Origin of the sequence: Streptococcus toyakuensis, assembly GCF_024346585.1 — a bacterium.
In the GTDB taxonomy this organism is placed as follows: Bacteria; Bacillota; Bacilli; order Lactobacillales; family Streptococcaceae; genus Streptococcus; species Streptococcus toyakuensis.
Genome location: NZ_AP024523.1, coordinates 1,537,121 through 1,558,146 on the forward strand (window position 1 = coordinate 1,537,121; position 21,026 = coordinate 1,558,146).

General features: G+C 38.4%; 15 protein-coding genes and 2 pseudogenes. All 17 read right to left on the minus strand.

Annotated features, from left to right (window positions below):
* Window positions 1-9 precede the first annotated feature (9 nt).
* Window positions 10-597 (minus strand): ribosome biogenesis GTP-binding protein YihA/YsxC, encoded by a 588-nt coding sequence (gene yihA, locus STYK_RS07835; protein WP_000422605.1) that lies wholly within the window; start codon window positions 595-597, stop codon window positions 10-12.
* 8 nt (window positions 598-605) lie between these two features.
* Window positions 606-1,838 (minus strand): ATP-dependent Clp protease ATP-binding subunit ClpX, encoded by a 1,233-nt coding sequence (gene clpX / locus STYK_RS07840; RefSeq protein ID WP_261804835.1) that lies wholly within the window; start codon window positions 1,836-1,838, stop codon window positions 606-608.
* Between the two features lie 36 nt (window positions 1,839-1,874).
* Window positions 1,875-2,045 carry a hypothetical protein gene (locus STYK_RS07845; protein WP_000442260.1) on the minus strand — a complete coding sequence of 57 codons (171 nt, stop codon included), beginning with the start codon at window positions 2,043-2,045 and terminating at the stop codon, window positions 1,875-1,877.
* Window positions 2,045-2,551, minus strand: coding sequence for a dihydrofolate reductase (locus tag STYK_RS07850; protein WP_000162453.1), 507 nt, complete (start codon window positions 2,549-2,551; stop codon window positions 2,045-2,047). Before STYK_RS07850 ends, STYK_RS07845 begins: the two co-directional genes overlap by 1 nt.
* A 131-nt stretch (window positions 2,552-2,682) precedes the next feature.
* Window positions 2,683-3,201, minus strand: coding sequence for a Dps family protein (locus tag STYK_RS07855; RefSeq protein ID WP_261804836.1), 519 nt, complete (start codon window positions 3,199-3,201; stop codon window positions 2,683-2,685).
* Between the two features lie 233 nt (window positions 3,202-3,434).
* Entirely contained in the window at window positions 3,435-5,045 is a 1,611-nt protein-coding gene (gene lytC / locus STYK_RS07860; RefSeq protein ID WP_261804837.1) for a choline binding-anchored murein hydrolase LytC, read from the minus strand.
* Window positions 5,046-5,082: 37 nt separating this feature from the next.
* The gene (gene tpiA, locus STYK_RS07865; protein ID WP_004269852.1) at window positions 5,083-5,841 is read right to left on the minus strand and encodes a triose-phosphate isomerase; all 759 of its coding nucleotides are present in this window, start codon (window positions 5,839-5,841) and stop codon (window positions 5,083-5,085) included.
* A 97-nt stretch (window positions 5,842-5,938) separates the two neighbouring features.
* Window positions 5,939-6,616 carry a DnaD domain-containing protein gene (locus STYK_RS07870; RefSeq protein WP_024056951.1) on the minus strand — a complete coding sequence of 226 codons (678 nt, stop codon included), beginning with the start codon at window positions 6,614-6,616 and terminating at the stop codon, window positions 5,939-5,941.
* A gap of 8 nt (window positions 6,617-6,624) precedes the next feature.
* The gene (gene metA / locus STYK_RS07875; RefSeq protein WP_261804838.1) at window positions 6,625-7,569 is read right to left on the minus strand and encodes a homoserine O-acetyltransferase MetA; all 945 of its coding nucleotides are present in this window, start codon (window positions 7,567-7,569) and stop codon (window positions 6,625-6,627) included.
* Window positions 7,570-7,634: 65 nt separating this feature from the next.
* A complete protein-coding gene (locus tag STYK_RS07880) occupies window positions 7,635-7,805 on the minus strand; it encodes a hypothetical protein (protein WP_261804839.1) in 171 nt (56 codons plus the stop codon).
* 144 nt (window positions 7,806-7,949) lie between these two features.
* Window positions 7,950-8,462 carry an adenine phosphoribosyltransferase gene (locus STYK_RS07885; RefSeq protein WP_001049318.1) on the minus strand — a complete coding sequence of 171 codons (513 nt, stop codon included), beginning with the start codon at window positions 8,460-8,462 and terminating at the stop codon, window positions 7,950-7,952.
* Between the two features lie 85 nt (window positions 8,463-8,547).
* Entirely contained in the window at window positions 8,548-9,306 is a 759-nt protein-coding gene (locus STYK_RS07890) for a class I SAM-dependent methyltransferase (RefSeq protein ID WP_238096607.1), read from the minus strand.
* 349 nt (window positions 9,307-9,655) lie between these two features.
* Window positions 9,656-10,903: pseudogene (locus STYK_RS07895) on the minus strand (ISL3 family transposase); the annotation flags it as partial.
* Between the two features lie 965 nt (window positions 10,904-11,868).
* A pseudogene (locus STYK_RS07900) lies at window positions 11,869-17,920 on the minus strand (LPXTG cell wall anchor domain-containing protein).
* A gap of 138 nt (window positions 17,921-18,058) precedes the next feature.
* Window positions 18,059-19,117 (minus strand): YSIRK-type signal peptide-containing protein, encoded by a 1,059-nt coding sequence (locus STYK_RS10305; protein WP_405053809.1) that lies wholly within the window; start codon window positions 19,115-19,117, stop codon window positions 18,059-18,061.
* Between the two features lie 540 nt (window positions 19,118-19,657).
* Entirely contained in the window at window positions 19,658-20,347 is a 690-nt protein-coding gene (gene rplA / locus STYK_RS07905) for a 50S ribosomal protein L1 (protein WP_001085675.1), read from the minus strand.
* Window positions 20,348-20,554: 207 nt separating this feature from the next.
* Window positions 20,555-20,980 (minus strand): 50S ribosomal protein L11, encoded by a 426-nt coding sequence (rplK, locus tag STYK_RS07910; RefSeq protein ID WP_001085809.1) that lies wholly within the window; start codon window positions 20,978-20,980, stop codon window positions 20,555-20,557.
* Window positions 20,981-21,026: the final 46 nt, after the last annotated feature.

The following is a 21,026-nucleotide window of genomic DNA, read 5'->3' on the forward strand; positions in this document are numbered from 1 at the left end:
TTCTTTTCCTCATAATTTTTCTAAAATTGCATCCCAAGCCTCATCCATCCCTGCCTTGCTGACAGATGAAAAGAGGATGAAGTCATCACTTGGGTCAAAGTTTAATTTCTTTTTGATTGCTGATTCATGCTTGTTCCACTTACCACGAGGAATCTTGTCTGCCTTAGTCGCAACGATGATGACCGGAATCTCATAGTATTTGAGAAATTCATACATCTGTACATCATCTGCTGACGGGTCGTGGCGGAGGTCCACCAAACTGACCACAGCACGGAGATTTTCCCGAGTCGTTAGGTACTCCTCAATCATGCGCCCCCACTTTTCACGTTCCTTTTTGGAAACACGGGCATAGCCATAACCAGGCACATCCACAAAGCGCATCTTGTCATCAATGTTAAAGAAGTTGAGAAGCTGGGTTTTTCCAGGTTTCCCTGACGTACGAGCCAGATTCTTACGGTTCAACATAGTGTTGATAAAGCTAGACTTGCCAACATTGGAACGCCCTGCTAGGGCAATCTCTGGTAGTTCATCCTGCGGATAGTGGGATTTATTAGCTGCACTGAGCAAGATTTCAGCATTGTGTGTATTAAGTTCCATAGTCACCTCTAGGCTGTTTCTAGGATTGGTTTATCCGTTCCATCGACAGCTTCTTTTGTGATGCGAACCAATTTCACATTTTCCTGACTCGGTACTTCAAACATGACATCTAGCATGGTTTCTTCAATAATCGAACGAAGACCACGCGCCCCTGTTTTGCGTTCGATGGCCTTATTGGCAATCTCTTGAAGAGCTTCGTCGTCAAATTCCAACTCAACATCATCATAAGACAGCAAGGTTTGGTATTGTTTGACCAAGGCATTTCTTGGCTCTTTCAAAATACGCACCAAATCATCTACTGTCAATTGTTCAAGAGCAGCAAAGACAGGCAAACGTCCAATCAACTCAGGGATAATACCAAATTTTTGAATATCTTCTGCGATGATTTCTTGCATGTAAGAGCTATTTTCATCAATCGCTTTATTGTTTTGACCAAATCCGATGACTTTTTCACCAAGACGTTGTTTGACGATTTCTTCAATGCCATCAAAGGCACCACCCACGATGAAGACGATATTTTTAGTATCCACTTGAATCATCTCTTGTCGTGGATGCTTGCGTCCACCTTGAGGCGGCACGCTAGCAACGGTTCCCTCGATAATCTTGAGGAGGGCTTGTTGCACCCCTTCACCAGAAACATCACGTGTGATCGATACATTCTCACTCTTCTTGGCAATCTTGTCAATTTCATCCACATAGATAATCCCACGCTCTGCACGTTCAATATTAAAGTCAGCAGCCTGCAGGAGTTTGAGGAGGATATTTTCCACGTCCTCACCAACATAACCAGCCTCAGTAAGAGCTGTCGCATCTGCGATCGCAAAAGGTACATTCAAGCTCTTAGCCAAGGTCTGAGCAAGGAAAGTTTTCCCTGAACCAGTTGGGCCAATCATCAAGATGTTTGACTTCTGCAAATCCACATCTTCTGACTCTTCACGCGTATCGTGGAAATTGATGCGTTTGTAGTGGTTGTATACTGCTACTGCTAAAGCACGTTTTGCACGATCTTGACCGATTACATAGTGGTTCAAGATATGGAGGAGTTCGATTGGTTTTGGAACTTCAGACAAGTCTGCCAAGACTTCTTCCGCCAACTCCTCTCGAATGATTTCCTGAGCCAACTCCACACATTCATTACAGATAAAGGCGTTGTTCCCAGCGATTATTTTTTGTACTTCTTCTTGGCTTTTGCCACAAAATGAGCAATAAACCATCATATCATTATTCCTAGTTGTAGGCATGATTTCCTTCCGTTCTATTCTATACTGTCATTCTATCTAAAATAAGGTCATGTAAAAAGCATGGATACTATTGACCAAATTGGTAAATGCATTTAACCAGAGCAGGACAGAAAGTCCATAGCGCTTTTTACGAAAAGCCTGTGCCCCTGCAAGCAAGCAGACCAAACACAGCATGGCTGTGAAAAAACCAAATATACTACGTTCCATTAGACTTCCTTTCTCTTGCGGTATTGGATGGTAAAATCATAAGGATTTTTCTCATCTTTGCTATAGAATTTGCTTGAAACTGTCTCAAAAAGAGACAAGTCAAATTCTTCAGGGAAATAGGTATCTCCTTCCACCCGAGCATGAATGTGAGTCACAATCACTTCGTCAAGGTAGGGTTCAAAAGCTTGAAAAATTTGCTTTCCACCTAAAATATAAAGATTCTTATCTTGAGCCTGATACCAGTCCAAGACAGACTGAACATCATAAAAAGTAGCAACCCCGTCTATCTTTTCTTCTGGGTTACGAGTCAAAATCAAGGTCTCCCGTTTGGGAAGCAAGCGACGCCCCATTCCATCAAAGGTCACACGCCCCATCAAGATAGCATGATTCAGAGTTGTTTCTTTGAAGTGTTGCAGTTCTGCTGGCAAATGCCAAGGCAGGCGATTGTCCTTACCAATCACACCCTCTTCATCCTGGGCCCAAATAGCTACGATTTTCTTAGTCATGCTTCCATCCTTTTCACTGATAGTACTATTTTATCAAAAAACTCAAAAAAAGACTGGTTTGGGATAGCTTACAAGATAGAAAAAAATCTGCAAGAAATTTCTTACAGATTTATATATGTTGCTATTGTTTCTTATAAACCAGGTGCTTGTCCCAATTCTGCTGCAAGCATCCAGATTGTTTTATCCGTTTCAGTCTTAGCATCTGAAAAGATACCGTTTGTCACATCATCACCCTCTTCATCAGTGACATCCAAACCTTTTTGGAAGAGTTCTGACAAGTAACGGTAGATAGCAAGGACACGTTCCAAGCTTTCTTCAACATTACGGTATTCACCAGCTTCTTCTTCGATTTCACTGTTTTGAAGGAATTCTGTCAATGTAGAGAATGGGCTTCCACCAAGTGTAATCAAGCGTTCGCTGATTTCATCTAATTGACCATCAAGAGCATCCATGTACTCATCCATTTTTGGATGCCATACAAGGAAACCACGACCACGCATATACCAGTGTACTTGGTGCAAAGCAACGTGAGCTACGTACAAATCAGCAACAGCTTGATTCAATACTTCCTTTGTTTTTGCCAATGCCACTGGCGCTGATTTTGTCAATGATGTTACGTCTTTTACTGCTTCTTTTTTCAATTCTACCATTTTATTTTACCTCATTCATTATTATTTGTAACCACTTCTCAATGTTTACTACCTTAGTATACTACTAAGGAAAACCAATAGCAAGCCAAATGACTCACATGAGAAAAGTTGCAATAGACTGATAATTTAAGAATTTTTTAGAATAAAACACAGTCCCTTTCAAACTCCCTTAACTGCGATAAAATAAAGAAAAAAGAGGATGCAAATGTACACTCTTTTCTCAGTTTTACATCTTAATACCAGACGCTAACATCCACACGTCCTCGAATCCCTTTAAGAGAGTCAGATGAAGTATATTGCCATCCTTTTTCTCCTGAATAATGAGGATTGTTCCAATCAAGCGCATCCGTATAGGCTGCTACCCAGTTAACATGTTGCAAAATATCAGGATGATTCAAACGAGTTTGCAAAAGTTGACGGTAGCTATAAACATTCACATTTTGATAACCTGCTTTTTTCATGGTTTCCATATACTTATTGATGATTTTAACCCAAGTGTCTGTATCTGATGGAGTTTTCTTAGATTTATTTTCATATTCCCAGTTTTCAACATCATAGTAAATTGGATAAGACAGGTTCATCTTGTATTTCTTCAAGAGTTCAATAGTCTGTTTAGCATCATTCTCAGCATCTGTTTCATTTTCTGCATAGGTATACAGATAGACACCATAAGGAATACCTAGTCGATTAAATTCTTGAATATTATAAGCCAATTCCTTGTCCTCAGTTCCACTATAGCCCAAACGAACAATAACACCATCTACTCCATTATCATCGATGACTTTTTTCCAGTCACTGATACGACCATTGTGCTCACTGACATCAATGACCTTTTTAACTTGATCAGTCCCAACTTGTTCTTCACGATGATTAAAGAAATAACGTTTGCCATTTCGGTGAACCCAGCCAACATTCAAGGCTTTCTTTTCTTTCAGTTCCCCTGAATCGGCAAAAGTATAACGAGTATCGTCCATAATTAACTCACCTGTTGCCATGACACCACTTTCAGTAAGATAGTAGTTTCCATGCCACTCATCTTGAGCCATGTAACCCCACTTCTTAAAATAATACCACTTTCCATCAATCTTTTGCCACTGTTCATTAGCATAAGAACCATCTGCCTTAAGATAGAACCAACTCTTATAATGATTATCATAAAGCCATTCGTTTTGCATCATGGCACCTTGACCATTCAAGAAATAATTTCCTTGCCACTGACTTTTAGCCATATAGCCCCACTTCTTGAAATAGTACCATTTGCCATTGATTTTCTGCCATTCTTGTTCTGCATAAGAACCATCTGCCTTGAGGTAGAACCAGCTCTTATAATTGTTATCGTAAACCCATTCATTTTTAGCCATGTAACCACCCGCTTTGAGGTAATAGTTTCCATGCCATTCTTTTTGAGCATAACGACCATCTGCTTTTATATAGAACCAACTATTGTAGCTAGTATCGAAAATCCATTCACTCTTAGCTTTTGAACCATCTGCTTTTACATAGAAGTCACCTTCCCAATGTGCTGATGTTGAATTTGGCTTACTTTCTTCTTTCTGACTACTAGCTCGCGTCTCTTTTACTTCTTCCTTTTTCTCTGGACGCTGACTAGAAGAAGTCTCAACCTTTTTCTCTTCTTCTTTTTGACTTGTAGTCGTTTCTGATTTCTTTTCTTCTACCTTACTAGAAGAAGCTTGAACACTGCTTTCTTCCGAAGATGCTTTCGCTTCAGCTTCATTTGCAGCCACCTGATTAACTATCAATCCAAGCAAAAAGGCACTTGCTAATCCAATTTTTCCAATCCTTGTTTTCAATCTTTCCTCCCTTATAAAAAATGGAACAGACATCTGAATGCTGTTCCACCTAGCTTTTGCTACTTACTAATTATTTTACGAAGTCAAGCAAAGCCAAGAAGCTTTCTGCTTCAAGTGACGCACCACCTACAAGGGCACCGTCAACGTCTGGGCAAGCCATGTATGAAGCAACGTTTTCAGGTTTAACAGAACCACCGTATTGAACACGAACTTTGTCCGCAACTTCTTGACCAAAGTCAGCAGCTACAACGTCACGAACAACTTTACACATTTTTTGTGCATCGTCTTGTGAAGCTGATTTACCAGTACCGATAGCCCAGATTGGCTCGTAAGCGATAACTGATACAGCAACTTGTTCAGCTGTCAAACCAGCCAATGCAGCAGATACTTGAGCACCTACAAATTCAGCAGCTTTACCAGCTTCGTAAGTTTCAAGTGACTCACCACAACAGATGATTGGAAGCATACCGTTTGCAAAGATTGCTTTTGCTTTTTTGTTGATATCTTCGTCAGTTTCATGGAAGTAGTCACGGCGTTCTGAGTGACCGATAACAACATAGTCAGTACCGATTTCTTTCAAAACTTGTGGGCTAGTTTCACCAGTGAAAGCACCTGCATTTTCAAAGTAGCAGTTTTGAGCAGCAACTTTAAGGTTTGAACCTTTTGCAGCAGCAAGAACAGTTGTCAAATCAAGAGCTGGAGCTGCGATACCTGCTTCAACAAGATCTGATGAAGGAAGTTTTGATGCAACTGCTTCAACGAATGCTTTAGCTTCTTCTGGATTTTTGTTCATTTTCCAGTTACCAGCGATAAATGGTTTACGTGACATTTCACATACCTCTTTTTTCAATTTATTTTCTATTTATTTTATCACAATTAGACACAGCTTGCAAATCTTACTCGGATTTCAAGCCTGCTTACATGGATTAATCCTTCCAGAGATCCATGGCATTTCTGAAATCTGCCGATACCTGTGTCAACTGAGAGTTGCTTGCTTCTCTCTCTGCCCGCTTGGCCTCTATTTGAGCCACACTTTTAATGCCTTCATGGCGCCAATTTCTCAAAATCGCCTGAATGTACTTCCAGTTTGATTTTCCATTCAAAACAGCTTCACGAAGAGCTTCCTTAATCAAGTCAGCACTGGTTCCATCTTCCTTAAGAGTCTTGGTCAAATCCTCAATCTCAAAAGGGGTCAATAAGCGCCCCAACTCCTGCTGAAAGGTTTCCACCAAATCCTTGAGCTGATTTTGAGGTGTCAACTGGTCTGAACTTGAATGAGCAACTCCAAGCAAGTCATCCAAACGTTCCAAAGCCAAACTAGCATCAAAAAGCAATTCAATTTCACCATTCAATTCGATGGTTCGATACTGAAGCAGTCCCCTTTCCGTCAGATTGGAAATGGCCTGATTGACATCCGAAATTTCCTTGCCAATCCTTTCAGCAATCTGGCTTGGCGACATTTCTTCTAAGCCTGTCGTATTTTGCAAATAGAAAAATTGCCAGACCAGAAAATCATCGCTAGACGGAAAGAGTTCCTTAAAATGCAAGAGCAGGGCACTCGGTAAAACCAAGTTCCCTGATTTAAAAGCGTCTAAATATGTCATAATTCCTCTTATAAATACCCAAATGCGGATGCATCATCTTCTATTTTTCTCCAGTCAAAAGGGGTTTCCTGATAGACCGCATAATTCACCCAGTTACTGAAAAAGAGGGCTGCTGATGAAGACCAACAAAGACAAGGTGTCTGGTTGACATCATCATCCTTAAAGTAATTTTCTGGAATATGAGGATCCAAACCTGCATCACGATCTCGGAAATATTCATTTGCCAAGGTATCACGGTCATATTCCAAATGCCCAAAACTATAAATTTCTCGTAAATCCCGACTGGCCAAAATCGAAACCCCAACCTGAGGACCCTCTGATAAAATCTCGAGATTAGTTTTGTTTAAGACCTCTTCCTTAGAAATCTCCGTGTGCCGTGAATGAGGGGAAACGTAGCTATCATCAAAGCCTCTAAAAAGAAGGTGACCCTCTTTTAGGGTGTCTTGAGGATAAATACCTGATAGCTTACTGTCCATCTGGTATTTTTCCACTCCATAGCGCAGATAAAGACCAGCCTGAGCACCCCAACAGATATGAAGGGTCGAATAGACATGGGTCTTGGACCACTCAAGCACCTGACTGAATTCCTCCCAATAGTCCACTTCCTCAAATGGTAAATGCTCAATCGGAGCCCCTGTGATAATCATCCCATCAAAATACTCGTCCTTGACTTCAGGAAAAGTTTTATAAAAGGTCTCCATGCGCTCTGCACGAGTCGTCTTGGAACGGTGGCTCTCCATATAGAGAAAGTCTATGTCCAATTGCAAAGGAGTATTTGCTAAATGCCGTAACAACTGGGTCTCTGTGACCACTTTTTTGGGCATTAGGTTTAAAATCAAAATCTTCAAGGGACGGATATCTTGGTGGGCTGCACGTTGATCATCCATGACAAAGATATTCTCTGTCCGTAAAATCTCAACAGCTGGTAATTTTTTATCAATTCGAATCGGCATAACCTTCTCCTAACTGTATTCTTTCAGGAATCATTGCATATGTTTGAAACTCTTCGAAAATCTCTTCAAACCGCGTTAACGTTGCCTTGCCGTATGTGTAGGATACTGACTTCGTCAGTTCTATCTGCAACCTCAAAGCTGTACTTTGAGCTGACTTCGTCAGTTCTATCTGCAACCTCAAAACAGTGTTTTGAGCAACCTGCGGCTAGTTTCCTAGTTTGCTCTTTGATTTTCATTGAGTATGAAACTAAATCTCAAACACCTAGTCCTTTTATTATACTGCAAGAAGATATAGTTTTCAATTATAGTTTTTCTCTAACTAGCTATAGTCTATTTTTATATCCTAATGTAGAGAAAACAGCCCTAGGGACTGTTTTTGATTAATAATGCATCAGAACTTTGTAATCGTAGTCACCGATTTTTTCACGGCCGTTCAATTCATCCAATTCAACAAGGAAGGCACAACCTGCTACAACACCACCAAGTTTTTCAATCATCTCGATGGTTGCCTTAACAGTTCCACCTGTTGCCAAGAGGTCATCTACGATAAGAACACGTTGACCTGGCTTAATGGCGTCAGCATGCATAGTCAAGGTATCAACTCCGTACTCTTTTTCATAGTCAGCAGAAATGACTTCACGTGGCAATTTCCCTGGCTTACGAACAGGCGCAAAACCAATTCCCAACTCAAAAGCAACTGGACAGCCCACGATAAAACCACGAGCTTCAGGCCCTACGATCATATCGATTTTCTTGTCAGTAGCATATTGAACGATTTCACGAACAGCGTAGCTATAAGCATTTCCATCAGCCATCAAAGGACTGATATCACGGAAGGTAATTCCTTCCTTTGGATAATTTTCAATTGTTGCAATGTAATCTTTTAAATTCATCTTTTTCTTTCTTTCAAAGTTTTTACTCTCTATTATAGCATATTTTTTAAGAAAGAAAAAAGGAAAAGTTAACTTCAATGATTATCTAACGATTTGACGATTTATAACTAGCCATAGCAATAAAGCCCAAGTTCTTTTTATTCTTAGCGAACATTTTATACATAGTTAAAAACTGCTTTCTATTCTCCTTTTTACAAGCATTTACACAAATTTTCAAAGTTCCTAGCCAACCTTCGTCATAAATCATACCTGATAATTTCATTAATGTCATTTCACCAGTCAATACTTTCACATCACGATAACCTGATTCTATCATCACATCTTCCCAACCATCTTGAGTTAAAGGACCTACATTTACATTAATTGCTTGTGACAATTCCTGTCTGACAGACTCTTTAGCTTCCTTAAGAAGTACATCATGTGTCAAAAGAAGACCTTCAGGTTTTAAAACCCTTAGATACTCCATTACACATTTTTTCTTAGCTTGATCGGCTTGCATAGTCAGCATAGCTTCATTTATAACAATATCAAAACTAGCATCTTCATAAGGAAGTTTCATTGCATTAGCTCTTTCAAAACTGATCAAATGACCAACACCTGCCGTTTCAGCAGATTTTTTAGCCACTTCTAAAGCTTGAGCATCCATATCAACAGCAGTTATCTTACAACCAAAACGCTGTGCCAACTCAATTGCTGTAGTTCCCCTATTACACGCAACTTCTAGTATTCTCTTTTCTTTTGAAAATCCTCCTTCTGCAATTAACCAATCTGTGGCACGTTTTCCACCTGGACGTAAGCGTTTTTTCCCCAATTTTGCTAAAAACTTATGACCTGCTTCTGACATTTGAACACCTCTGTTTTTTCTTCATTATAACATAAAATAATATTATCTAATAATTCTAATCTATTATTTGATGAACTAGAATCAAAAGCATACAAGCCACCATGACTATATCATAAATTTATTATTACCTCTCTAGTTCGAATTCATACTCAATAAAAATCAAAGAGCAAACTAGAAAGCTAGGCGCAGGCAGTACTTGAGTACGACAAGCCGACGATGACGTAGTTTGAATTTGATTTTTGAAGAGTATCAATTGCTCACGTAGTTTACTCATATAGGTTCACTAGTAGATGGTAACCACGGAGTACTTACATCTCAGATGAACGACATGGCTGTTATACTCAAAAAAAGAAAGGACAAAATTCGTCCTTTCTTTTTTGATATTGAGAGCGATAAAAATCCGTTTTTTGAAGTTTTCAAAGTTCCGAAAACCGAAGGCATTTCGTTTGATAAGTTTGATGAGATTATTAGTCGCTTCTAATTTGGCGTTGGAGTAGGGTAGTTGAAGGGCGTTGACAATCTTTTCTTTGTCCTTTAGGAAGGTTTTAAAGACAGTCTGAAAAAGAGGATGAACCTGCCTAAGATTGTCCTCAATAAGTCCGAAGAATCTGTCTGGCTCCTTGTTCTGAAAGTGAAAAAGTAAGAGTTGATAGAGATGATAGTGGTGTTTCAACTCTTCTGAATAGCTCAAAAGCTTGTCTAGAATCTCTTTATTCGTTAAGTGCATACGAAAAGTAGGGCGATAAAAACGTTTATCACTGAGTTTACGACTATCCTGCTGGATGAGCTTCCAGTAGCGCTTGATGTCCTTGTATTCATGGGATTTTCGCTCAAATTGATTCATGATTTGGACACGAACACGACTCATAGCACGGCTTAAGTGTTGTACAATGTGAAATCGATCTAGAACGATTTTAGCACATGGAAAAAGCTGTTTAGCCAAGGCATAATAAGGACTAAACATATCCATCGTAATGATTTTCACCTGACAACGAACAGCTCGCTCGTAGCGCAGAAAGTGATTTCGGATGATAGCTTGTGTTCTACCTTCAAGAACGGTGATAATGTTGAGATTATCAAAGTCTTGTGCAATGAAACTCATTTTTCCCTTTGTAAAGGCATACTCGTCCCAAGACATAATCTCTGGAAGACGAGAAAAATCATGCTTAAAACGGAAGTCATTAAGCTTGCGAATGACAGTTGAAGTTGAAATAGCCAGTTGATGAGCGATATCGGTCATAGAAGTTTTTTCAATCAATTTTTGCGCAATTTTTTGGTTGATAATACGAGGAATTTGGTGATTTTTCTCGACGAGAGAGGTCTGTGAGACCATCATTTTAGAGCAATGATAGCACTTGAAACGACGCTTTTTAAGGAGGATTCTGGTAGGCATACCAGTTGTTTCAAGGTAAGGAATTTTCGATGGTTTTTGGAAGTCATATTTCTTCATTTGACTTCCACATTCAGGACAAGATGGGGCCTCATAATCCAGTTTAGCGATGATTTCCTTGTGGGTATCTCTATTAACAACATCCATAATTTGGACATTAGGGTCTTTGATATCGAGCAGTTTTATGATAAAATGTAATGGTTCCATATGATTCTTTCTAATGAGTTGTTTCGTCGCTTTTCATTATAGGTCATATGGGACTTTTTTTCTACACAAAAATAGGCTCCATAATATTTATAGGGGATTTACCCACTACAAATATTATAGAGCCGAAAATTCGTACTTCAGATACAATTTAATGATATCACACTTCTATATTGTAAGCAAGTAATTCAATTAAAAATTTACACTATAATAAATAAATTTTAGTTTTCAAACTTATTTTTATTTTTTATAATAATAAATATATTTTATTTTTAAGTATTCGTCCTCTTTTTAGTAATATTAAAAGCAATTTTTACCATTTTTTGTCGAATATTAGCAAATCCATTTTCAGAAAAAATTGGAAATTTTTATCATTTTAGTTAGTCAATCAAAAAATAAAAATTCCTCCTTCAAAAACTCAAAAGAGGAATTTTTATTATCCACAATTAACATGCATAATTATAATATCATATTTTAAAACATTTTGCAAGTGCTTTTGTTTTGAAATATCAAACTTCTATAAAACTTTCGGTTTTTATTTTATATTTTTCAATCTTTACAATTGATTTTTACAAATTTTATACCGTTATTTAAATAAGATAATTCGTGTTTTAAAACCATGGTTTTTTGGATGTTATTTCCAAAAATAACCTATTTAAATTTTAATTAAAATTATCGTATTTTTATAATTTATATGAGTGGATAAACTGGTTTTATAGAGCTTGTTGCCACATTTATATTACCATTTTTAATCTTTCTATTTTGATCTACTAAAGATGCTGATTCATCCAAATATTTCATTATTCGGTTTTTAACTTATCAAAAAAATTTCAATAAAAAAATGCCTTAGCTTTCTCTGAAATTTTTCAGTTATTTTTCTAGTTAGCAAAAAAAACTGATGAATCATTCGATTCATCAGTTTTCCGGATAGTTTGTCCACTCTTAACAAATCATATCAATTTGAAAGCTTAGTCTTCCTTCTTCTTGCGAGCTACAAGACCAAATCCGCTCAATACTCCGAGAAGTCCAAGTGCCGCAAGGCTAGCATTGTCTTCTGTACCAGTATTTGGCAACTCTTTTTGACCTTCAACATATTTAGGTGTTGCTGGTTGTTTTGGTTGCTCAGGTACTGCTGGCATGTCTGGAGTTACTGGTTTCTCAGGGCTTGTTGGCTCTTGTGGAGAAACTGGCTGAACTGGTTGACTTGGTTCAACTGGAGTTGGCATCTCAACTTTCTTGAAGATATGTCTGATATTTCCATTTGGATCTGTCACAGTCTTCACATATTCGTAACCTGGAATTGTTCCTGGTTCTTTAGAACCTGGTTCCGTTGGTTTCAATGGATTTCCATTCTCATCAGTCCAAGTTGTTGTAATTTGTTTACCTGGATTTGGTTGAGGAATAAGTGGTGTTGAAACTTTCTCATAAACGTGTTCTATATCGCCGTTTGGAAGTTTCTTAGTTTCTACGAAGCGGTATCCTGGGATATCTTTCTTAGGTTGTTCACCATCTTCTGTTGGATAACCTGGAATTTCATTACCGTCTTTATCCTTAAATGAAGTCTTAACCTTTTCATAGATGTGTTCTGTGTCTCCGTTTGGAAGAGTCTTAGTTTCTACGAAGCGGTAACCTGGAATATCTTTCTTAGGAGTTGTACCTTCTTCAGTAGTTGTTCCTGGAATTACATTGCCATCTTTATCTTTATAAGTTGTTGTAACTTTTTCATAGATGTGTTTTGTATTTCCTTTTTCGTCTACTTCAGTTTTAACAACTTTGTATCCTGGAATTACTTCAGCTGGTTCCATCTTTAGATGGAACCAGCTCAACTTCTTTACCATCTTTTCCTACTACTACAAATTTAGTATCAGGACGAACTGTTGGTGTATATGTAGCAGTAACTGGTGTACCGTTCTTATCTACACGTTTAACTGTCACACCTTTAGCTTTTCCTACGAAGTCTTTTTCTGGAGTGAATGTTACTTTACCATCTTTGTCGATAGTGTAAGTTCCTTCTCCTGGTACAACTTTTGTAGTTGTTCCATCTTCGAATGTTGGTGGTACATCTTCATCGATTGGTACATTAGGGTTTCCTGGGGTGAAGACTGGTGTTCCAGTTTGTTGTTGGCCTTTAGGACCTTCAGATTCTGCAGGTGTTCCAACTGGTGTTACCGGAGTTACTGTTGGGGTGTATTTAGCCGTTACTGGGGTACCGTTCTTATCTACACGTTTAACTGTTACTCCTGTTCCTACTCCTGTGAATGTTTTCTCAGGTGTAAATGTTACTGTGCCATCTGGTGCCACTGTGTAAGTTCCTTCTCCTGGAATTGTCTTAGTTGTTGATCCATCTTCGAAGGTTGCTGGTACTTCATCATCCATTGGTACGTCTGGGTTACCTGGTGTAAATGTTGGTTTGCCGTTTTGTTCTTTACCTTGGATATCTGTTGTTTCAGCTGGGTCTGCAGTTGGGGTTACTGGAGTCACGTTTGGTGTATATTTAGCTGTTACTGGAGTACCATTCTTATCTACACGTTTAACTGTTACTCCTGTTCCTTTACCTGTGAATGTTTTCTCAGGTGTGAACGTTACTGTTCCATCTGGTGCTACTGTGTATGTACCTTCGCCTGGAATTGTCTTAGTTGTTGATCCATCTTCGAAGATTGCTGGTACTTCGTCATCCATTGGTACGTCTGGGTTACCTGGTGTAAATGTTGGTTTGCCGTTTTGTTCTTTACCTTGGATGTCTGTTGTTTCAGCTGGTGTTCCTTCTGGAGTTACTGGAGTTACTGTTGGGGTGTATTTAGCTGTTACTGGGGTACCATTCTTATCTACACGTTTAACTTTTACGCCTGTACCTACTCCCGTGAATGTCTTCTCAGGTGTGAACGTTACTGTGCCGTCTGGTGCTACTGTGTATGTTCCTTCGCCTGGAATTGTCTTAGTTGTTGATCCATCTTCGAAGGTTGCTGGTACTTCGTCATCCATTGGTACGTCTGGGTTACCTGGTGTAAATGTTGGTTTGCCGTTTTGTTCTTTACCTTGGATATCTGTTGTTTCAGCTGGGTCTGCAGTTGGGGTTACTGGAGTTACTGTTGGTGTATAAGTTGTTTCTACTTTTGTTCCGTTAGTATCTTTAGCAACAACTTTGGCTGGGTCTGGTGTTCCTACGAAGTCTTTGTTTGGTTGGAATGTAATCACTCCTGTTGCTGGATCAATTGTGTAGGTTCCAACTTCTTTACCATCTTTCATCGCTGGCATTGTGGTTACTTCGTTACCACTTGGGTCTACCAATTTAACAGTTGTCTTATCAATTGGTGCTACTTCATCACCTTGTTTGAACATTGACTCTGTTTCTTGAGTTTGTGGTTGACCTTGTTTTCCAGTTGTTTCTTTTGGTTCTGCTGTTGGTACTACTGGGGTTACTGTTGGGGTGTAAGTTGTTTCTACCTTAGTTCCGTTAGTATCCTTCGCTACAACCTTAGCTGGATCTGGTGTGCCTGTGAAGTCTTTGTTTGGTTGGAATGTGATTACTCCTGTTGTTGGATCAATTGTGTAGGTTCCAACTTCTTTACCATCTTTAAGAGCTGGCATTGTGGTTACTTCATTACCACTTGGGTCTACCAATTTAACAGTTGTCTTATCAATTGGTGCTACTTCGTCACCTTGTTTGAACATTGACTCTGTTTCTTGAGTTTGTGGTTGACCTTGTTTTCCAGTTGTTTCTTTTGGTTCTGCTGTTGGAACTACTGGAGTCACTGTTGGGGTGTAAGTTGCTGTTGCTGGTGTTCCATTCTTATCTTTAACTTCAACAGTTGCTGGATCTGGTGTTCCTATGAAGTCTTTATTTGGTTTAAATGTTACAACACCTGTTAATGGATCGATTACGTATTTACCAACTTCTTTTCCATCTTTTGTTGCTGAAATTTCTGTCGACTCTACTGGTTGTCCATTTACTACGAATTTAGCTGGTTGTTTTTCGTTGATTGTAATCGGTGCTGTTTCATCACCTTGTGTAAACTTAGGTGTTCCTGTTTGTTCTTGACCTTGTTTACCAGTTGAAGTTACGTCTTCTCCTGTTGGTGTAACTGGTGTTACCTCTGGAGTGTATTTCCCTTTTGATGTAACTGGAACTTGATTTCCTTCTGAGTCAGTTGCTGTTACTGATACTTGTACATTAACACCTTTAGCTTTTCCTTTAAATGTTAAAAGTGGTTCAAATGTTACTACACCTGTTGTTGGATTGATTGAATATGTTCCTTCTCCATCAACTACCACTTTACCTTCAGTATTAGCTCCTTCTAATGAATATACAGCTGTTGCCCAGTCAACATTTGTTCCATCTGGAGTATTTGTTGTTGTATTTAATCCAGAGAAACGATCTTTTCCTAATTTAAAGGTTTGATGTTGTCCTTGTTTTCCTGTAGTCTCATCTGAAGATGGTGCAATTCCGTATACAGTTGGTGTATATGCATTTTCTACCGCTACTGTTACTGGAGTTCCTGATTCATCGTTGAATGTTACATTCGCCGAAACTTTCATCGGTGTAGCTGTTCCAACAAATCCTTCAACTGGTGTAAATGATACTTCACCTGTCGTTGGATCTACAGTGTAAGTTCCTTGATCAGTTGTTACAGATTCAACTTTAGCTCCTGTGTTTGGATTTACTAGTTTGTAATCTGATACTGTAGTTCCTTCTTTTCCATCATTGAAATTATCTTCCATTGAGTCAGTTTGTTTTTGACCTTGAGCTCCTGATGATTTCTCTGGATCTGTTACTACGATGTAGTAAGTTGTTTCTGCTACTGCGTCTTCTGTTACTGCACCTGCATCTGTTCCATCTACTGTTGGAGTTGTTACAACACCGTTTGAATCTACTGCACTTACTGTTACTTTGTAGCGTCCTTTTTGAGATAATACATAAGCGTTAGCTTTAGCTAAGTTTGCTTCTGCAGCTGTTTTAAGGGCTGCACGTGCTATTTCTACTGTTTTTTCAGCTTCTAAAGCTGCAGTACGTGTTGACTCTACTTCAGTATTTTTTGCTGAAAGGTTTACTTTAGCTGTTTCTAATTGTGTTTCTACAGATGCTTTAAACTCTTTAGCATGCGCAAGTCTTCTCTCTGCTAATTCTTGAGCCGTCGGAGAAATAGAGCGTAGTTTTAAATTATCTAATGCTTTTTGAGCATCATCCGCTAATCTTGAAGCACGATCCAATAGTTCTTGAAGACGAGCTAATTCGTTTTGTGAATCTTGTTGTTCTTTGATAGCTGTTGCTGCTGCTTTTGTTTTTTCAGCAGCAGTACGTTGAGCCTGAATGTAAGCAGCTTCTTCAGTTTGCGCTGTATTAAATTCCTTTTCACTTCCATCTGGTGCAGTTACTGTTACTTTTGTTTTGATAGTATCAGAATCTGTTGCTGATGTTTTATCATCGATAGCATCAGTAAATGCTACGTTTGCTTTAGTAGATTTAATTAAGTCTACTGATGTACCTTTTGCTTCTGAATAACTTGCTGAAGTCCCTGTTGGTTTAGCATTTTGAATTGATGCTACATCTGTAGAAGTTGCTTCACGGTATGCAATATACCCTTTAAATCCAGAATCTGTAGAAATATTCCATCCTGCATTTGATTTTTCTGCAGTAACAGCCGAACCATCAGAAGCAGTCCATTTATCTGTTACTGAATCATAATTCACAGTTACAGTAACACCTGTTGTATCAGCTGTCTGAGCTTTTGGTGAAGTAGTAACTGTACGCTTTACATCACTGACCGCTTTTACTTCTCCGTTTTTGCGGATTTCTGCAACTTTTTCTATTAAAGTAGCTACATTTGAAGTTGTAGTCCATGTACGAGTAAATTCGTAAACGATGTAATCCACACTACCATCTGCTTTTGCATCTGTATAGACACGACGTTCTGTTAATGTTGTAGTTCCATCTACATTCTTTTTTAGTACATATGCATCTTCATTTGGAAGATCGTATTTACCTGTTGCACTATTGAAAGTAGCTGTATATTCTTTATCATCTTTATCTTTTACTTTAACAACTTCACGCTGTAAATTTGCACGTACTTTATCTGTAGTAGCTTTTGCTGCAATACTATCAACACCAACGTATTTTGTAGATTCTGGTGTTACAGTTAAGTTAAGAGTTGAATCTTCTGTTGTAGATGCTACTCCTAATATCGCACCTTCTTGTACAGCTGTATTAGTAGTACCTGCAGCTACTGTCCAGTTGCCATCTTTAACTACAAGTTTTGTAACTGTTCCATCTGGCATTGTAATTTCCGCTTTGTTAGCACCTTTTGAAATTGTCACAGGTACATTTGTAGCATAAGCTTCAACATTCTTAACAGTAATCTTAGGGGCTACTGCAATTGTAATATTTTCATGAGCTTCTTGACCATACATATTCCAATCCGTATTTGTTGCATTGGTTGTATTATTATAATCTTTGGCATAAGCAGTTGCTGTGAAAATACCAGCTTCATTTGCTGTTCCAGTAATATCTCCAGTTGTTGGATTATAATTTAATCCTGGTACAACATCATTTATCGAAGTTTCACTTCCTGTATAATTACCGTTTAAGCTTGTATGCGCTGTGATTGTACGCGGTGAGTTCTGAGTTCTTACTCTAGATCCATCAACTGCAGTAAAGGTTGCGCCTTTCTCTTGTTTAGGGGCAGTTTTTGAACCAGCAACAACTTTGTCTCCACCACTTGTGTATACATAACCAGCTCTTTCATCACGACTAATTCCATCATTATCTACATATTCAATGTTATGATTTACTTGATCACCTATTGTTACTAATTTTGATGTTCCTTGAATACGTGGTGCAGAGCTATCTTGCCATCCAATCCAACCAGCTTGTAGGTCACGGAAGTACACTTTTTGCTCAGTATCACCTTTTGCTACAGTTAATTCATAACGGAAGTCGTACACCCCATTCTGGATATTGGCTCCGATATAACCTTCTACAGTATCCGAATTTGCGTTATAGCCTAAACCTGGCGGCAAGTTCATTGGAGTGACTTTCTTGATAGTATAGCCTGCTGCTTTTGCCGCATCGTTTAACTCGAAACGTTTTGTTACATCTTTTAGATAAACATAGTGGTTACCTTGTTCATATGTGTATCCATAAATTTCTGTTGCTAGATATTCCTAAGCTCCACCTGATCCATATGGGTTAGTATTATTATTTTGACCACTTGCACGAAGCTTATTATTCCACATCGCTGCTTCACGTCCAAGTTTTTGTGCTTCTGTTTTTGATAACGGAAGGTCAGTACGTGCTCCAGTACCAGGTTGTGGGTTGTTTTTAGCAACTTCTTCTGTGTTTTCTGATTGGAATCCTTTTACATAAATTCTATATGCAGCATTGCTATCTAATTCTTTATACGTTTTACCAGTAGCTGTTGCAAACTCACCGTTTTCTTTTCTAAGTTCGGTAGATGCTAGTGTATACCCTTCATTAGCTGAACGTAGGTTTGAACCTTCTACTAGTTCTTTACCGTTACGCTCATCTTTTGAACCTGTGTTTTCGATAGCGTTTGATTCAGATTTTTTCTCTGTATTTTCCGCTTTCTTTCCGACAGTTTCTTTACCATTGGTAGTATCTACTGCTAGTGTTTCTTTCTTTTCTACTGGTTTATTTTTTAATTTTGAGTTAACAGTTGTAACAAGTTTGTTGTAGGCAGCCTTCAATTCATCTTGGCTTGTAGCATTTGAAAGAGCTGTTTTAGCTGCTTCCAAGTCAGCATTCAAAAGAGCCAAACTTTCGTCTGTCTTGTTTGCGTATTTACCAGCAGCAAGTTTCCCAGCTACTTCATTAACATAAGATTCAAGTTGAGACTTGTCTAGTTTAGGAGCAGCTTCTTCTTTTGTAACTTCTTCAGTTTTCTGCGCTTCTTCCTTTTTAGACTCTTCTACTTTAGGAGTCACTGCAGGAGTCGCTACTTCAGGTTTAGCTTCTTCTTTAACTTCCTTATTGTCTACTACAGGAGTTACAACTTTATCCTGATTATCTTCAGTATTAGCTGATACTACAGCTACATCAGAACCATTCCCATTAACTGCTGTTTCTGAGGCAGATACTGCTCCATTTCCAAGGAACATCAAACCAGCCGCAATCGCTACGGATGCTGCTCCAAAGCTATATTTACGAATCCCATAACGGATGTATTTTTCTACTCTAAAATCTTGTTGTTGCTTGCCTTTCATCGAGACTAACAACCTCCTTTTATTTTCATCATGTTAGTTAAAAATTTCCCAAAAAATCCCTCAACAACTTTTACATAATTGAGAGAAAATTTTATATAATTCACAATTAACATGTATATAAATAATATCACATCTTATCTCATTACACAAGATATTTGATTTATAAATTTAAAAAAAATAACAATTTTCCAAGTGAAATTTAAGTTAACATTTTACTTGATTTATCAGCATTCCATACAGTTAATAATTTTTAAAATTGTCACTTTTGTTTCTATTTTCTGAATATTCACCAATCTCTTTTTACAATTAAATTTCCTCCGTGTTTCATCAGCGTTTTTGTATATTTATTTATAAATACCCTTTTAAAACGATTTCTTTATCTCATTTTTATATATTTTCCTTTTATTGCTTAACTTTAAAAAGATGAATCCAAATCCTCCTACCATCTTTTAATATTTTCCAAGAAGGTTAGATAATGAAATAAAACGAAATACAAAAAAACGAGCACTTTCGTACTCGTTCTCTGATAGAAACTACTGATTAAAGTGAGTTTACGTCAACTTTGATACCAACACCTTGAGTAGTTGTGATAGTCAAGTTTGTTACGTAAGTTCCTTTAGCTGTAGCTGGTTTTGCTTTTTGGATTGTTTCGTTGAAAGCTTTGAAGTTTTCAACCAATTTTTCAGCTTCAAATGATACTTTACCGATGATAGCTTGAACGTTACCTGCACGGTCAGCACGGTAAGTGATTTTACCACCTTTAGACTCTTCAACTGCTTTAGCAACATCCATTGTTACAGTACCAGTTTTAGGGTTTGGCATCAAGTTACGTGGTCCAAGGACACGTCCAAGACGTCCAACAAGAGCCATCATGTCAGGTGTAGCGATAACTACGTCGAAGTCCAACCAACCGTCGTTGATTTTAGCAACAAGGTCATCTTCACCAACAAAGTCTGCACCAGCAGCTTTTGCTTCTTCAGCTTTTGCACCACGTGCGAAAACAAGAACGCGTGAAGTTTTACCAGTACCGTTTGGCAATACCATTGCTCCACGGATTTGTTGGTCAGCTTTTTTAACGTCGATGTTCAAGTTGTAAGCAACTTCTACAGTTGCGTCAAATTTTGCAAAGTTAGTTTCTTTTGCAAGTGCTACAGCTTCTTCTACGCTGTATGCTTTTGTGCTGTCGATTTTCTCAAGAGCAGCACGAAGTTGTTTGCTTTTTTTAGCCATTTTCTATTCTCCTTGTAAGTGGTTCAATCGATTTTCATCTCCCACGTCACTTCTCGAAATGATGAAGTCTTGCGGGTTTTCAGTCTATTATTTTTCTTTTCCTAGGGCCTTAAGTTCCCTTGCTGTACCCAAGTACAAGCATCAGTCACTTGCCTAGTATGAAAAGCAACTAATAGACTGCTGTGAGATTTTTTACTATGTTATTGATTAGTCAACAACAGTGAATCCCATAGAACGAGCAGTACCTTCGATCATACGCATTGCAGACTCTACGTTTGCTGCGTTCAAATCTGGCATCTTAGTTTCTGCAATTTCTTGTACTTGTGCACGAGTAACTGTAGCAACTTTAGTTTTGTTAGGTGTACCTGATCCTTTTTCAACACCTGCAGCTTTTTTCAAAAGAACAGCAGCTGGTGGTGTTTTCGTAACGAAAGTAAATGATTTATCTTCGTAAACTGAGATAACAACTGGAATGATCATGCCAGCTTGGTCAGCTGTACGAGCGTTGAACTCTTTTGTGAATCCCATAATGTTGATACCAGCTTGACCAAGAGCAGGTCCAACCGGTGGAGCTGGTGTAGCTTTACCAGCAGGGATTTGCAATTTTACAAGTTTTTCGACTTTTTTAGCCATTTTTAAATCCTCCTTTGTGGTTTTGGCGGTAATTAAAGATTTTTAC

Excerpts from the sequence above, each read along its gene's own strand:
- STYK_RS07850 (WP_000162453.1), bottom strand. The coding sequence starts at position 2,551 with ATGACTAAGAAAATCGTAGCTATTTGGGCCCAGGATGAAGAGGGTGTG.
- STYK_RS10305 (WP_405053809.1), bottom strand. The coding sequence starts at position 19,117 with ATGAAAGGCAAGCAACAACAAGATTTTAGAGTAGAAAAATACATCCGT.
- STYK_RS07855 (WP_261804836.1), bottom strand. The coding sequence starts at position 3,201 with ATGGTAGAATTGAAAAAAGAAGCAGTAAAAGACGTAACATCATTGACA.
- yihA (WP_000422605.1), bottom strand. The coding sequence starts at position 597 with ATGGAACTTAATACACACAATGCTGAAATCTTGCTCAGTGCAGCTAAT.
- lytC (WP_261804837.1), bottom strand. The coding sequence starts at position 5,045 with ATGTCTGTTCCATTTTTTATAAGGGAGGAAAGATTGAAAACAAGGATT.
- tpiA (WP_004269852.1), bottom strand. The coding sequence starts at position 5,841 with ATGTCACGTAAACCATTTATCGCTGGTAACTGGAAAATGAACAAAAAT.
- STYK_RS07890 (WP_238096607.1), bottom strand. The coding sequence starts at position 9,306 with ATGTCAGAAGCAGGTCATAAGTTTTTAGCAAAATTGGGGAAAAAACGC.
- rplK (WP_001085809.1), bottom strand. The coding sequence starts at position 20,980 with ATGGCTAAAAAAGTCGAAAAACTTGTAAAATTGCAAATCCCTGCTGGT.
- metA (WP_261804838.1), bottom strand. The coding sequence starts at position 7,569 with ATGCCGATTCGAATTGATAAAAAATTACCAGCTGTTGAGATTTTACGG.
- rplA (WP_001085675.1), bottom strand. The coding sequence starts at position 20,347 with ATGGCTAAAAAAAGCAAACAACTTCGTGCTGCTCTTGAGAAAATCGAC.
- clpX (WP_261804835.1), bottom strand. The coding sequence starts at position 1,838 with ATGCCTACAACTAGGAATAATGATATGATGGTTTATTGCTCATTTTGT.
- STYK_RS07870 (WP_024056951.1), bottom strand. The coding sequence starts at position 6,616 with ATGACATATTTAGACGCTTTTAAATCAGGGAACTTGGTTTTACCGAGT.
- STYK_RS07885 (WP_001049318.1), bottom strand. The coding sequence starts at position 8,462 with ATGAATTTAAAAGATTACATTGCAACAATTGAAAATTATCCAAAGGAA.
- STYK_RS07845 (WP_000442260.1), bottom strand. The coding sequence starts at position 2,045 with ATGGAACGTAGTATATTTGGTTTTTTCACAGCCATGCTGTGTTTGGTC.
- STYK_RS07880 (WP_261804839.1), bottom strand. The coding sequence starts at position 7,805 with ATGAAAATCAAAGAGCAAACTAGGAAACTAGCCGCAGGTTGCTCAAAA.